The following is a 13,030-nucleotide window of genomic DNA, read 5'->3' as shown; positions in this document are numbered from 1 at the left end:
AAAATAATTAGATAATAATGATTATAGTAAAATTCGAACGGAGACTTTTTCTCTATAGCGTTACTCGAGGATAATGCTCCGTATTCCATAAAAAAGACGGATCAACTTGTCTCTTTGCGAATTTTTACCACATCGCCTGTGAAAGGGAAGTAGTTTTTATAGATCACTTGATTTAACGCAGCGGAACCCCGCTGCGCCCCGCGCTAATGCGCTTTCCCGGCTGCAACATAGTCCGCAAAACCCTTGACAAAGCCGCGTAGACGCTCCCGGGTCTCTTCGTCAGTTAGCTGTCCCTGGCCGTCAAAGAGCGTCGCGGCCTTCGGCACCATCAGCCGCTTGCCCGACCAAAGGTCGGCGCCGAGCGTCCGCATCACCGGAAGCCAGGCGTTCTGGCTGAGAATGGTGCCGAAACCCCCGGGCGAGGCGCCGGCAAGCGCGAAGGGGCGTCCGCCGAACACTTTGCGAATATCGGCCGGCGGGCGGCTCAGCCAGTCGATGGCGTTCTTGAAGACGCCGGGCACGGAGTTGTTGTATTCCGGCGTGAAGAGAATGACGCCGTCCGCCGCGATGATCCGCTGTTTCAGCGCCTCTACCGCAGCCGGCACGCCGCTTTCGGCCTCGACGTCCCCGTCATAGAGCGGAATGCCGTGCAGCGTCGCCGTCTCGAACTCGACGCCCTCTGGTGCGACCGCTTTCGCGGCTTTAAGCAGTCCGGTGTTGAAGGAAGCCTTGCGCAGGCTTCCCGATATGCCGAGTAGTTTCGTCATCGATAGGTGCATCCTCGGGTCTGTTCGGTCGCGAATTCCTGGTTGCCAAGAAAACTAGGAGGGATGAGGCGAAAGGAAAGCCAGCGCCCCCTCTCGGCTTGAATGTGGGGCGGCGAATGTGCGCTACCCTATTCCAGCGGCTTCAGCCGCGCCTCGATCTGCGCCCGCTTCGGCTCCAGGAAGGGCGGCAGCGACAGGCTTTCCCCGAGCGACTCCAAAGGCTCGTCCACGGCGAAGCCGGGACCGTCCGTGGCGATCTCGAACAGAATGCCGTTCGGCTCGCGGAAATAGAGCGAACGGAAATAGAAGCGCTCCACCTCGCCGCTCGACGGCAGATGAAACGCCTTCAGCCTCTCCGTCCACTGATGCAGATGGTCGACATCCGGCGCCCGGAAGGCGACATGGTGGACTGCACCCGCGCCCTGCCGGGCGATCGGCAGGCCCGGCTGGACCGCCACATGGAGTTCCGCCGCCGCCCCGCCCTCGCCCATCGAGAACACATGCACCTTGCCGTTTCCGTCCGGTGAGGGATAGTGGCGCACCTCGCGCATGTTCATGACGTGCGTGAGAACCAGCGCCGTATTGGTGATATCCGGCACGCTGATGGTGATCGGCCCGAGCCCCCTAATCTGGTGATCTGGCGGGACCGGGCTCCGTTCCCACGGATGCGAAGGCTGGAGCCCGCCGTCGTCCACCAACCGGAACCGCTGGCCCTCGCCGTCCTCGAAATCGAGAGAGGTGCGGCCGTCGATTGCGCCGACCTCGCCCGAGGACACGTCGAGCTCGTCGAAGCGACGCTTCCACCATTCGACGCTTTGCGCATTGCCGACGCGGAGCCCCGTCAGCGAGATGCTGTGCGTTCCGCGTCCCTCCGGTCCGACCGGCCAGTCGAAGAAGGTCAGGTCCGTGCCGGGCGTCGCCTTGCCGTCGGCATAGAAGAGATGATAGGCGCTCGTGTCGTCCTGATTGACGGTCTTCTTGACGAGCCGCAGCCCCAGCACCTTCGTGTAGAAGCGCAGATTTTCAGGCGCGTTCGCGGTAATCGCCGTCAGATGATGGATACCTGTCAGTTGCAAGCTCATGATTGCCCTCCCGTGGCCTTCCTTTGAGCCGAATATCGGCGTCCGGCCAAGCGTTCCGCAAGTGGAGACGGCTCGAACGGATTGTTCCCTGACAGCGAACGACCGAAATCAGACCCGTCTGAGGTCCTTGAGATAGGTATTCTCCGCCCGTGAAATGGCAAAGGCCTGCGGGTCAATTTCGGCAAAGATCAGCGTCTCGTCGGCGGAATTGGCTTTCGCCATGACCTGTCCATCGGGTGATGCGATGCAGGAAAGACCGGCGAAGGAGAACATCGCGTCCGAGCCGCAATGGTTGACATAGGCGACGAACACCTGGTTCTCGAAGGCCCGGGTCTGGATCATGTGATCGGTTATGAAGGTACCCGACCAGCCGGCCGGAAGCGCCGTCGGCACCAGCACGGCATCGGCCCCGGCCGATGCCAGGCGGCGGACATTTTCCGGGAATTCGACATCGTAGCAGATCAGCATGCCGCAGGTGACGCCCCGATGCTCGAAGAGGCGCGTCGAGGGCTCCGCCGGCGCAAACAGCGAGCGCTCGTAGCCGCCATAGAGATGCGATTTCCGGTAAACCGTCGGTGACGCATCGCCATCCACATGGACGGCGCTGTTGTAGACCGCCGTGCCTGCACGCTCGGCAAAGCCGGCGATGATGGCAATGCCGGCGTCGCGGGAGATTCGGCGCAAGGTTTCAACGGTCGGCCCTTCTGCCGACTCTGCGAGTGCGCGGATGGCTTCACCGGCGCCGTAGCCGGTAATCCCGAGCTCGGGCGATACGAGCAGTGTCGCCCCCTTGGCCGCAGCCTCGGAGGCCGCGCCTTCGATACGGACGAGATTGGCGGCGATATCGCCGCCGACGCTTTTCATCTGCAGGGCCGCAAGCTTCATCATTTTTGATCGGACGCCATCGCACCGAGCAGCTTCGGCAGGTCGCCGAAGCGGGCGACGAGACCGAAGATGACCGCCGCCGTCGAAACGAAGAGGACCGTCACCGAGGCCATGGTCGGCGTGTAGCCATAGCGCAGGGCGTTGAAGATCTTGATCGGCAGCGTCTCCATCGTAAAGCCGACTGTCATGTAGGCGACGATATATTCGTTGAGCGACAGCACAAAGGCGAAGGCGTAGCCCGAGACGACATAGGGCAGGATCAGCGGCAGCACCACAGTGCGGAAGATGGTGCGCTCGTCGGCCCCCATCGTCGCGGCGGCCTCGACCAGCGAGCGATCGATTGAGGTGAATCCGAGCGACAGCGTCACCAGCGGCAAGGTCACGAAGAAGATCGCGTGACTGACCACCGCCGTCCAGGGCTGGCCGTAGAAGCCGGCGGTCGCCCAGAAGGTGAGCAGGCCGAGCGCCGTGATCACCGGCGGCAGCGTGAAGGGCGCGACGCCGAGCAGCTGAAAGATGTTCGCCCAGGGCGCCACCCGCCGCCAAAGGAACCAGGCGAGCGGAAGCGCGATCGCCACGGCAAGTGCCGCCGAGAGGACCGCGAGCGTCACCGAGGCGAAGAGCGCGTTTCGCCACTCCGTGTTCAGGAAAATCTCCCCATACCAGGAGGTCGAAAAGCCTTCGGGCGGAAAGGCCAGCGTCTGCTTCTGATTGACCGAAACGCCAGCGACGACGATCAGCGGCAGCGCCAGGAAAAGGGCGATCAGGAAGAAATAGAACTTTCGGAAAACGGACGTCATGCCGTCTCTCCTTTCCGTCCGGCGATCACCGTGAGCGCCACCAGGCCGAGCGTCACCAGCACCAGGAACACGGCCATCGCGGCGGCGAAGGGCATGTTCGACTGGTAGATCGCCTGATCTGTGATCAACACCGACAGCGTCCAGTGCTGCGGCCGGCCGAGAAGTTGCGGCAGCAGATAGGAGCCCAGCGCGAAGATGAACACCATGATCAGCGTCGCGACGATCGTGTTCCTGAGCGCCGGCACGACGACGGTGAAGAAGGCCTTGAGCGGCGAGGCACCGAGCGTGCGGGCGGCCTCGGTCAGCGTCGGATCGAGCCGGACGAGCGCCGGAAATAGGACCAGCACCGTGTAGGGGAAGGCCTGATAGACCATTCCGGTCAGCACTGCCGCAAAACTCGGCGTCAGGGCCTTGGCCTCGCCCATCAGGCCGAGGGCGACAAGGATATTGGTAATGCCGGCGGTACGCGAGAACAGCGTCGACCAGGCAAAGCCGATGATCACCTCGGAGAGCGAGAGGATCGAGAGCAGCGCCACCAGCCAGACGATCTGTACGCGGCGTGCCATGCGCGTCAGCAGATAGGTGAACGGCAGCGCCAGCACCACGCAGCAGACGGCGACGGCGATCGCCATCATCAGCGAGAATCCGAGCACGCCGCCGAAAAAGGCCGAAAGGAAGCGCTGGTAATTGTCGAAGACGAAGGCCGGCGTGTAGAAGCCGCCCTGCTCGCGCTGGAAGAAACTAACGGCGATCATCGTGCCGAAGGGCACCACGAAGAAGATCGTGAGCATCGCCGCGGGAAAGAGGAGCGGCGAATAATCGCCAAGGGTCTGGGGCGGTTCGCGTCTCATTTGCGCAGCACCACGCAAACGTCGGGCGTGAGCGCCACGCCGATCTCTTGGCCGACGGAGACCTCCGGCCGGGCCCGCGGCGTCGAGACCGCGACGATCTGGCGGCCGGCGACATCGACGAAGGTCTCGATCGTACCGCCGAGGTCGCGCACGAAAGTTACGGTGCCGGTGAGCGCCCCGGGTCCGGGCGCCGTCAGGTGCACATCCTCCGGCCGGATCGAGATCGTCGCCTTGGTTGCATCGGGCGGCAGTTGCAGGCCCGGCACCGACTGGCCGAGCACAGTCACATGGTTTTGGATGTCCGCTTCCGCTTCGATGAGGTTGGTCTGGCCGATGAAGTCGGCGACGAAGCTGTCGGCCGGCCGGCGATAGATTTCGATCGGCGACGCCGCCTGGCGGATTTCGCCGCCGCTCATGACAACCACTGTATCGGCCATCGTCATCGCCTCGCGCTGGTCATGGGTGACAACGATCGTGGTGATGCCGAGCTGCTGCTGCAATTGCCGGAGCTCCACCTGCATCGCCTCGCGCAGCTTCGCGTCGAGTGCGGAAAGCGGCTCGTCGAGCAGGAAGAGCTTCGGCGAGATCGCCAGCGCCCGGGCGATCGCCACGCGCTGGCGCTGGCCGCCCGAAAGTTTGGAGACGGGGCGGTCCGCATAGCCGGGAAGATGGATCATCGACAGGAGTTCGTCGACCCGCTTCTTCTGGTCCTCCTTCGGCGCACCGCGGATGCGCAAGGGATAGGCGATGTTCTCGCCGACCGTCAGATGCGGAAAGAGCGCCAGCGACTGGAACACCATGCCGAGGTTGCGCTTGTGCGTCGGCACGCGGGTGATGTCCTCGCCGTCGAGCCGGATGGCGCCCGCGCTCGGCAGGTCGAGCCCGGCAATCATCCGCAGAAGGGTCGTCTTGCCGCAGCCGGAAGGGCCGAGCATGCAGACGAAGGTGCCGTGCGGCACGGTGAGGTCGACGTCGTTGACGGCCCGGAAGGCCCCGAATTCCTTGACGACGTTCTGAAGGGCAAGTCCCGACATAAGTTCCCCTGCTCTCGCGCCTCATGCGCGGATGCCGGCCGCGCCCCCGTTCAGTCGCAGGCGATGCGGCGCAGCACCATTTTCAATTTCCGCATAGGTTATCCCCAAAACGCTTGCGCTTTAAGGGATCATCCATCGAGCCATCCAGGCCCGCCCCGGATTTTCAAGGGCGGGCGGATTCTCGTTGCCACATCAGCCGACGATCAGCTCAGTCCACTTCTGGTTGAGCCAATCGGACTTCGTCTGGTAGAGATCGTAGCGGGGGACGATCGGCTCGATGTCGGAGGAGACGGCGGCAAATTCCTTGTCCGTCAGGTCGGTCGATTCGCGCTTGACGGTTGGCGAGGTCCCGACTTTGCGCGACAGCGTCGCCTGAATGGCGGGCTGGCACATATAGTCGATGAAGATATGCGCCTCCTCCGACTTCTCAGACGCGCGCGACAGGGCCCAGCAGCCGGAATCCTGGATGCCGCCTTCCTTCGGGAAGGTGGAGCGAACCGGGTGGCCGTCTGCAGCGGCAAGGCCGGTGACGTCGTGATAGTACTGGCCCATCGGGATTTCGCCCGACTTCAGCGCCTGCTCGAACTGCGCTTCGTCGCGGTACCAGAGGCGGACATTCGGCTTCACTTCGGCGAGCTTCTCGAACGCCTTCAGGATGCCCTCCTCCGTGTCGAGCGCATTGGTGCCGCCCATGTGAGTCTTGGCGGTCACTTCCAGTAGGAAGGAGTTGGAGACCAGCGCCAGCAGGCCGAGCTTGTCGGCGTTCGCCGGATCCCAGAGGGCTGTCCAGGAGGTCGGCGCCTCCTTGTAGACATTGGTGTTGGTGACGAGCGTAATGTACCAGGAGACCGCCCCGACGCCGGCAACGCGGCCGTCGGGGTATTTGTTGACGAAGCGATCGAGAAGGTTCGATGCGTTCTTGATCTTCGCCATATCGATCGGCGTCCACAGCTCGGTCGCCTGACCCTTGAGCATCGCGACCTGCGACATCATCGAAACGTCAGCCGGCGCCTGCCCGGCCCGGGCGGCCTGCTCGAGCTGGACCAGCCAAGCCTCGCCGGTCGGTTCGGCGATCGACTCGACGGCGATCCCGGTTGCCTTGGTAAACTCCGGGAAGATGTTCTTGTCGAAGGAATCCTTGAAGTAGCCGCCATAGACGCCGACCTTCAGCGACTTGTCCTGGGCTCTCAGCACCGCCGGCATTGCCAGCATCGATGCACCGGCAAGCCCCGCCCCCAGCAGCGTGCGGCGCTTGATGGAACTGATGTTCATTGCATGTCTCCTTTGTTTTGACGGCAGTCGCCGCGTTCCCGTTATCTTGAATTTTATAACCGTCCGGTGGAAATTACACGCATTCCTCGCGCCCTTGGCGCAAACCCCGCAGGCGCCCTTACGCCTTGCCGACGACGCTCGGGCTGAAGACCATCAGGCTCAGTATTTCGAAGAGCACCTGGGCGCCGGCAAGGGCGGTATTGGTCGTCGCATCATATTGCGGGGCGACCTCGACAACGTCGCCGCCGACGAGATTGACGCCTTTGAGGCCGCGGATCAGCTCCAGCACCTCGCGCGTCGTCAGGCCGCCGACCTCGGGCGTTCCGGTGCCGGGCGCAAAGCTCGGGTCGAGGCTGTCTATGTCGAAGGAAAGGTAGGTCGGGCCGTCGCCGACGATCTTCTTTGCCTTTTCGATGATCGCGGGAATGCCGAGGCCGGTGACTTCCTCCGCATGGATCACGGTCATTCCGGATTCGTAAGAGAACTCCCAGAGATACTCGGCCGAGCCGCGGACACCGATCTGGATGACGCGGGTCGGATCGAGCACGCCGTCGAGCACGGCGTTGCGGAACGGACCCCCGTGATGGAACTTGGTGAGATCGAAGGCGCCGCCGGTGTCGCAGTGGGCGTCGATATGAATCATCCCGACCGGCTGTTGTCTGCCCACCGCCTTCAGGATCGGATGGGTCATCGAGTGGTCGCCGCCGACCGAGAGCGGCACAACGCCGGCGTCGACGATCTGGTTGAGACGCTTTTCGATGTCCTCGTGGCAATGTTCCAGCCGGTAGCGGCTGCGGAACGGCACGTCGCCGATGTCGGCCACCCTAAGATCATGCACCGGCGCGCAGCCGAGCACGTGGTTATAGGGCCCGATCCGCTCGATGGCGCGCAGCGCCCGCGGTCCGAAGCGTGACCCGGGGCGATTGGTGACGCCGAGATCCATCGGGATGCCGACGATCGCCACCTGCAGATTGCCGAAGTCCGGTTGCTCGGCATCGACCGGCATGTAGGGCGCCGTCAGGAAGGTGGGAATGCCGGAATAGGGCGCGAGCCGCGTGCCGCTTTTCGTGAAGATCTTGTCAGCCACTTTGCGGAAAGTCGGGTCAAAGAGCTCGCCGCCATGGCTTTCGCCATATTTCGCCCTCAGTTCGCCGAGCTTCTTCTCGTCCCAGGCCATGCGCCGGAGCCTCCATGTCTGTCGCCGGGGAATAACGGGATCGCGAAGCGGATCGCAATTAAAGGTTTCGCCGGCAGGACCGGCTCAATCATGTTCCCCAGGCATTTTGCCCTTGTTGGACCTATTAGGTGACAAAACGTCTGGAAAATCAATTGACATTGTTATAGCGTTTCGTGTGAGAAAATCTCACATAAACCAAGACGTCTGGAGCCCCGCTTGTCGAGCCGCCTACCCCCTTTGAACCCGCTGCGAGCCTTCGAGGCCACTGCCCGGCGCGGCTCGGTTTCTGCGGCGGCCCGCGAGCTGAACGTCACCCACGGAGCGATCAGCCATCAGATCCGTGCGCTCGAACTCTCCTTCAACGCGGCCCTTTTCGAGCGCGGCGGCAAACGCCTGAGGCTGACCCCGCAGGGCGCGCTGCTGCTGCCGGCGGTCACCCATGCCTTTGCCGAGATTGCCGCCGCGACGGCGGCGATGACCCGGCCCGCCACCAGCGGCGAGCTCCGGATCACCTGCGTGCCGGCGCTGCTCTCCTTCTGGATGATCCCGCGCCTGCATCAGTTCACCGAGCAATTCCCCGACGTGCAGCTGACGCTGGTCGCCTCCAATGATCAGGCTCATCTCCACTCGCCCGAGGTCGACGTCTGTCTCCTCTATGGCGACGGCAATTGGGGAGACTGCTGGGCCAAGCTCTGGAGCCGACTGGAGCTGTTTCCCGTGGTCAGCCCGACGCTCCTCAACATGCGGCCGCTGCGCTCAATCCGCGATCTGCGCGACCATGTGATGCTGCATGGCGACGACGGCCGCGAATGGAACACCTGGCTCGCCGCCGCCGACGCGGCCGACCTTCAGCGCGGCCGCCAGCACTTCATGAGCGACGCGCGGCTTTCGACCGAGGGCGCCCTGCACAACCAGGGCGTGGCGCTCGGCGACACGATCACCGCTGGCAGCCTGATTGCTCGCGGCGAACTGATCGCGCCCTTCGACCTGACAGTGCCGGCCAATGACGCCTTCTTCGTCGCCTGCCGCAACGAGGTACGCGCCGCGCCGATCGTCCGGGTCTTCATCGACTGGCTGTTTGCGGCACTCGAGAGTGATCCGATGCCGGAACTTCAGACCTCCGCCCGCACGATCATTCGGTCCCGCAGGCAGGAAGATCCGAAATCGGCAGCGGAGAGCTTCCGCCCGGTTTCGTCACCCCGCAGCCGGCGCGTGGAAGCCCCGCAAAAACGCAAGATCAAGCCGTAGTGCCGGACCCTCGCCCACGCCACTCGCCCAACCACAGGATACGCCCGATGCCTCATCTCAATCCGCTCGTCGCCAAGCTCTCGCCGCCACCGGTCCCCTCCGTGCTTGCCTGGGCGAAAGCCTATGACGGGGCAAAGGGTCCGCTGATCGACCTGTCGCAAGCGGTACCCGGCTATCCGGCGCATCCGGATATGCTGAAGTGGCTCGGCGAGGCCGCAGCGTCGCCCGCCTTCACCGGCTATGGCGCGATCGAGGGCGAGCCTGAACTGCGCAGCGCCTATGCCGACCAGGTAGCAGCGCTATACGGTGCGGCGATTAGCACCGATAACATTCACATCACCTCGGGTTGCAATCAGGCTTTCATCTGCGCCGCCATGGCGATTGCCGGCGCCGGCGACACGGTGCTGATGACCAATCCCTATTATTTCAACCAGGAAACGACCCTGGCGATGCTCGGCATCAATGTCGAACTCGCACCCTGCGATGCCGGCGCCGGCTTCCTGCCCGAGGTCGAGACCATCGCCTCCGCGCTTCGGCCGGGCATTCGCGCCCTCGCCCTCGTGTCGCCGAACAACCCAACCGGTGCCGTCTACCCGGCCGACCTGCTGCAGCGCATCTATGAGGTCTGCCGCGCAAACGGCACCTGGCTCATCCTCGACGAGACCTATCGCGACTTCCTGCTCGATGCCGCGGTCGCGCCGCACGGCCTGTTCCAGACCAAGGGCTGGCAGGAGGGTTTGATAGGCCTTTACAGCTTCTCCAAGTCCTTCTGCATCCCCGGCCATCGCCTCGGCGCGATCACCGCCGGACCTGCGCTGATCGAGCAGGTGACCAAGATCATGGACAACCTGCAGATCTGCGCGCCGCGCTCGGCCCAAGCCGCCGTCGCCAGGGCGATCCCGGCACTCGCCGACTGGCGGCTCGGCAACCGGGCCGAGATCACGGCCCGCGCCGATGCGCTGAAGGACGTCATGAGCCGCCTGCCGCAATGGAAGCTGCAGGCCATCGGCGCCTATTTCGCCTATGTTCGTCACCCCTTCCGCGACATCGACTCGCAATTCGTCGCCGAGAAGCTGGCAAAGCTTGCCGGCGTCGTCTGTCTGCCGGGCGATTATTTCGGCGAAGGCCAGGAGAGCTATCTGCGCTTTGCCTTCGCCAATGCGGACGTGCCGACGATCCGGAAATTGGAGGAGCGGCTGGAGGGATTTGCGCTGCCGGGCATTTGAGGAGCGCTAAACCGCGTCGCGTTCAAACGTATTCACGCGGCGCGCTTTAGCTCTTTGTTTTTGTGCATGTCGTCATCCCAAAAACCGCTTCACACTTTTGGGCGACATGCATTAGCCGCGGCGGGCGATCAGGATGCCGATGAGCACGATCGCGCCGCCCGTTGCCTGCATGACACCGACAGGCTCGCTCAGCAGGACCCAGGCGAGCACCGCGGCCACGACCGGCTGCACGAGCAGCGTCAGCGATGAAAAGGCCGGCGGCAGGAAGGCGAGCGCATAGGTGATCGCTACCTGCCCACCGGCGTGACTGACGAAGGCGAGCCCGAAAAGGATCGCCCAGCCGAAGCCCGTCGGCGGCACCAGCGTTGGCTCGGCGAGCAATGCCATCGGCAGCGTGCAGACGGCGGCCGAGGCGGTGCTCCAGATCATGATGCGATTGGTGCCGAAGCGGCTGCGCAATTGCCCGATGGCGAGGATATAGCCGGCATAGAACATCGCGGCGACAATTGCGATGCCGTCACCGATGAGATCGCCGCCGCCAAGCGCGCCCGGGCCGCCCTTCAGCACCACGACGCCGGCGACAGCCGTGACGAGACCGGCCACGAAAATGCGACTCACAGGCGAGCGGAACAGTGCCCAACTGGCAAGCGTCACGAAAACCGGGGCGAGATTGGCAAGCAGCGTCGCGTTCGCCACAGAGGTCATGGTGAGCGAGAGGTGCCACGCGCCGAGGTCGATGGCGAGGAAGACGCCCGGCAGAATGAGCAGCGCATAGTCGGACAAGCGCTCCGGGCGTCGGTCGGCGGCTGCTTCCTTGCCAAGCCCCGACCAGGCAAGGAGCGGAATGAGCGCCAGGGCCACACGCCAGAAGGCCGTTGCCATCGGCCCCACTTCCGACAGCCTGACGAAGATCGGGGATCCGGCAATGGCGACACCGCCGACGAGCAGCGCGGCCATGGCGAGGGATTGTTGCGAGGAGGCGGAAGTGACGGCTTGACTCACGGCAATGTCCGGATGCTGGGAGGGAACGCCCCAAGGCGCCCCCGCCAGCTATCAGAACTGCCTGGCCAGCAACAGCCCCGAAAATTCGCCCGGGAAGGCGATCATGAGCGGCCGCTGCACGAAGAGTTACAGCGACCGAGCACCAGCTGCCGCTCAGGCCGCGTCCGGCAGATGTACGGTCTTCACCTCGAGAAAATCCTCGAGGCCGAAGGTACCGCCCTCGCGGCCATTGCCGGACTGCTTGTAGCCGCCGAAGGGGCTGCCGTAGCGGTGCGGCCCGCCATTGATATGCACCATGCCGGCGCGCAATCGCGCCGCGACCCGCTCGGCGCGCTGCCGATCGCCCGTCTGAACATAAGCCGCGAGACCATAGTTCGTGTCGTTGGCAAGCGCGATCGCTTCCTCCTCCGTGTCGAAGGGAATGATCGCCAGCACCGGCCCGAAGACTTCCTCGCGCGCGATCCGCATCGAATTGTCGACGTCCGCGAAAATCGTCGGCTTGACGAAATATCCGGTCTCGAAGCCCTCCGGCTTGCCGGGGCCGCCGACGAGGAGCCGCGCCCCTTCGCCGACGCCCGCCTCGATCAGCGCCTGCACCCGCTCGAACTGGATGTGGCTCACCAGCGGACCGATATGCGCGCCTTCCTTGCTCGGATCGCCGACGGTCGCCTCCCGGCCCACGCGCCTTGCGATCGCCACCACGTCGTCATAGACGCTGCGCTCCACCAGCATGCGGGTCGGCGCATCGCAGGACTGGCCGGAATTATTGAAGCATTCGAGGATGCTGGCCGTCACCCGCTCCTCGATATCGGCATCGGCAAAGACGATGTTCGGCGACTTGCCGCCGAGCTCCAGCGTGACGCGCTTGACCGTGTCGGCAGCGTCCTTGCTGACGGCGATGCCGGCCCGCGTCGAGCCGGTGAAGGACATCATGTCGATGTCCTTGTGCTTCGACAGCGCGGCGCCGGCATGAAGGCCGTCGCCATTGACGAGGTTGAAGACACCCGGCGGGAATCCCGCCTCTTCGACCATCTCCGCATAGAGCATGGCATTGAGCGGCGTGAACTCGCTCGGCTTCAACACGCAGGTGCAGCCGGTCGCAAGCGCCGGCACCACCTTGAGCGCAATCTGGTTGACCGGCCAGTTCCACGGCGTGATGAGCCCGCAAACCCCGATCGGCTCGCGCATCAGCGTGTCGCCATTCGGAAGCTTTTCGCGCAGCTTCAAGCGCTTCAGCGCGTCGATGTAACCCTTGAGGTGGCCGACGCCGACGTCGGCCTGTTGCTCGCGGCTCATGGTTTTCGGCGCGCCGAGTTCCGCGGTGAGCGTGTCGGCCATCTCGTCGTAGCGGCGTTCATAGATCGCCAGCAGCCTTTCAAGAAGCGCCAGCCGTTCCTCCAGGCTGGTCCGGCTGTAGCTCTCGAAGGCCTTCTTGGCGGCCGCAACGGCCCGGTCGATGTCGACTGCAGTACCGAGGGAGATCACCGCGATCGGCTTTTCGGTGGCAGGATTGAGCACATAGAGGTCGTTCTGTGCTGCTGGTTCGACCCATTCGCCGTTGATGTAGAACTTGCGTTTGTCGAGCATGCCGCTCCTCCTTCCCGTCAAGGTCTCTCTTGCTTCGCGGCAGACGGGACATCGGATCGCCACCCGCCGGCGAGCGGCTTCCGCGCAATGGCGAGGGCT

At 63.9% G+C, this 13,030-nt stretch carries 12 protein-coding genes; 2 read left to right on the top strand and 10 right to left on the bottom strand.

The annotated features are described in order from the left end of the window. Positions 1-203: 203 nt before the first annotated feature. From ATC00_RS28970 to speB, 8 genes are all read right to left on the bottom strand, one after another. A complete protein-coding gene (locus ATC00_RS28970; RefSeq protein WP_064255326.1) occupies positions 204-767 on the bottom strand; it encodes an NADPH-dependent FMN reductase in 564 nt (187 codons plus the stop codon). Between the two features lie 128 nt (positions 768-895). Next, positions 896-1,849: a ring-cleaving dioxygenase gene (locus ATC00_RS28965; RefSeq protein ID WP_064255325.1), complete on the bottom strand. Its 954-nt coding sequence runs from the start codon at positions 1,847-1,849 to the stop codon at positions 896-898. 108 nt (positions 1,850-1,957) lie between these two features. After that, positions 1,958-2,737, bottom strand: a complete 780-nt coding sequence (locus ATC00_RS28960; RefSeq protein WP_064255324.1) for a carbon-nitrogen hydrolase family protein — start codon at positions 2,735-2,737, stop codon at positions 1,958-1,960. Further along, the gene (locus ATC00_RS28955) at positions 2,734-3,534 is read right to left on the bottom strand and encodes an ABC transporter permease (protein ID WP_064255323.1); all 801 of its coding nucleotides are present in this window, start codon (positions 3,532-3,534) and stop codon (positions 2,734-2,736) included. Before ATC00_RS28955 ends, ATC00_RS28960 begins: the two co-directional genes overlap by 4 nt. Further along, positions 3,531-4,385, bottom strand: coding sequence for an ABC transporter permease (locus ATC00_RS28950; RefSeq protein ID WP_037387720.1), 855 nt, complete (start codon positions 4,383-4,385; stop codon positions 3,531-3,533). The genes ATC00_RS28955 and ATC00_RS28950 overlap by 4 nt, the downstream gene beginning before the upstream one ends. Further along, positions 4,382-5,419: an ABC transporter ATP-binding protein gene (locus ATC00_RS28945; RefSeq protein ID WP_037387722.1), complete on the bottom strand. Its 1,038-nt coding sequence runs from the start codon at positions 5,417-5,419 to the stop codon at positions 4,382-4,384. The genes ATC00_RS28950 and ATC00_RS28945 overlap by 4 nt, the downstream gene beginning before the upstream one ends. A 192-nt stretch (positions 5,420-5,611) precedes the next feature. Then, positions 5,612-6,691 carry an ABC transporter substrate-binding protein gene (locus ATC00_RS28940; protein ID WP_037387724.1) on the bottom strand — a complete coding sequence of 360 codons (1,080 nt, stop codon included), beginning with the start codon at positions 6,689-6,691 and terminating at the stop codon, positions 5,612-5,614. 118 nt (positions 6,692-6,809) lie between these two features. Further along, positions 6,810-7,868 (bottom strand): agmatinase, encoded by a 1,059-nt coding sequence (gene speB, locus ATC00_RS28935; RefSeq protein WP_037387727.1) that lies wholly within the window; start codon positions 7,866-7,868, stop codon positions 6,810-6,812. A gap of 216 nt (positions 7,869-8,084) precedes the next feature. Here speB and ATC00_RS28930 point away from each other — a divergent pair, with 216 nt between their 5' ends. Further along, positions 8,085-9,116 carry a LysR substrate-binding domain-containing protein gene (locus tag ATC00_RS28930; RefSeq protein ID WP_037387730.1) on the top strand — a complete coding sequence of 344 codons (1,032 nt, stop codon included), beginning with the start codon at positions 8,085-8,087 and terminating at the stop codon, positions 9,114-9,116. 47 nt (positions 9,117-9,163) lie between these two features. Then, positions 9,164-10,342: an aminotransferase gene (locus ATC00_RS28925; RefSeq protein ID WP_037387732.1), complete on the top strand. Its 1,179-nt coding sequence runs from the start codon at positions 9,164-9,166 to the stop codon at positions 10,340-10,342. 111 nt (positions 10,343-10,453) lie between these two features. Here the strand turns inward: ATC00_RS28925 and ATC00_RS28920 are convergent, their stop codons facing one another. Together ATC00_RS28920 and ATC00_RS28915 are read right to left on the bottom strand one after the other, a co-directional pair. Continuing rightward, a complete protein-coding gene (locus ATC00_RS28920; protein WP_037387734.1) occupies positions 10,454-11,344 on the bottom strand; it encodes a DMT family transporter in 891 nt (296 codons plus the stop codon). Positions 11,345-11,497: 153 nt separating this feature from the next. Next, positions 11,498-12,931 carry an aldehyde dehydrogenase family protein gene (locus tag ATC00_RS28915; protein ID WP_037387736.1) on the bottom strand — a complete coding sequence of 478 codons (1,434 nt, stop codon included), beginning with the start codon at positions 12,929-12,931 and terminating at the stop codon, positions 11,498-11,500. Positions 12,932-13,030 lie beyond the last annotated feature (99 nt).

The organism is Sinorhizobium americanum (genome assembly GCF_001651855.1).
Lineage (GTDB): Bacteria > Pseudomonadota > Alphaproteobacteria > Rhizobiales > Rhizobiaceae > Sinorhizobium > Sinorhizobium americanum.
This window is presented reverse-complemented; position numbering and strand designations above follow the sequence as displayed.

Bases quoted from the DNA above. Each gene is read 5' to 3' on its own strand.
- ATC00_RS28970 (WP_064255326.1), bottom strand. From the start codon at position 767: ATGACGAAACTACTCGGCATATCGGGAAGCCTGCGCAAGGCTTCCTTC.
- ATC00_RS28965 (WP_064255325.1), bottom strand. From the start codon at position 1,849: ATGAGCTTGCAACTGACAGGTATCCATCATCTGACGGCGATTACCGCG.
- ATC00_RS28960 (WP_064255324.1), bottom strand. From the start codon at position 2,737: ATGATGAAGCTTGCGGCCCTGCAGATGAAAAGCGTCGGCGGCGATATC.
- ATC00_RS28955 (WP_064255323.1), bottom strand. From the start codon at position 3,534: ATGACGTCCGTTTTCCGAAAGTTCTATTTCTTCCTGATCGCCCTTTTC.
- ATC00_RS28950 (WP_037387720.1), bottom strand. From the start codon at position 4,385: ATGAGACGCGAACCGCCCCAGACCCTTGGCGATTATTCGCCGCTCCTC.
- ATC00_RS28945 (WP_037387722.1), bottom strand. From the start codon at position 5,419: ATGTCGGGACTTGCCCTTCAGAACGTCGTCAAGGAATTCGGGGCCTTC.
- ATC00_RS28940 (WP_037387724.1), bottom strand. From the start codon at position 6,691: ATGAACATCAGTTCCATCAAGCGCCGCACGCTGCTGGGGGCGGGGCTT.
- speB (WP_037387727.1), bottom strand. From the start codon at position 7,868: ATGGCCTGGGACGAGAAGAAGCTCGGCGAACTGAGGGCGAAATATGGC.
- ATC00_RS28925 (WP_037387732.1), top strand. From the start codon at position 9,164: ATGCCTCATCTCAATCCGCTCGTCGCCAAGCTCTCGCCGCCACCGGTC.
- ATC00_RS28915 (WP_037387736.1), bottom strand. From the start codon at position 12,931: ATGCTCGACAAACGCAAGTTCTACATCAACGGCGAATGGGTCGAACCA.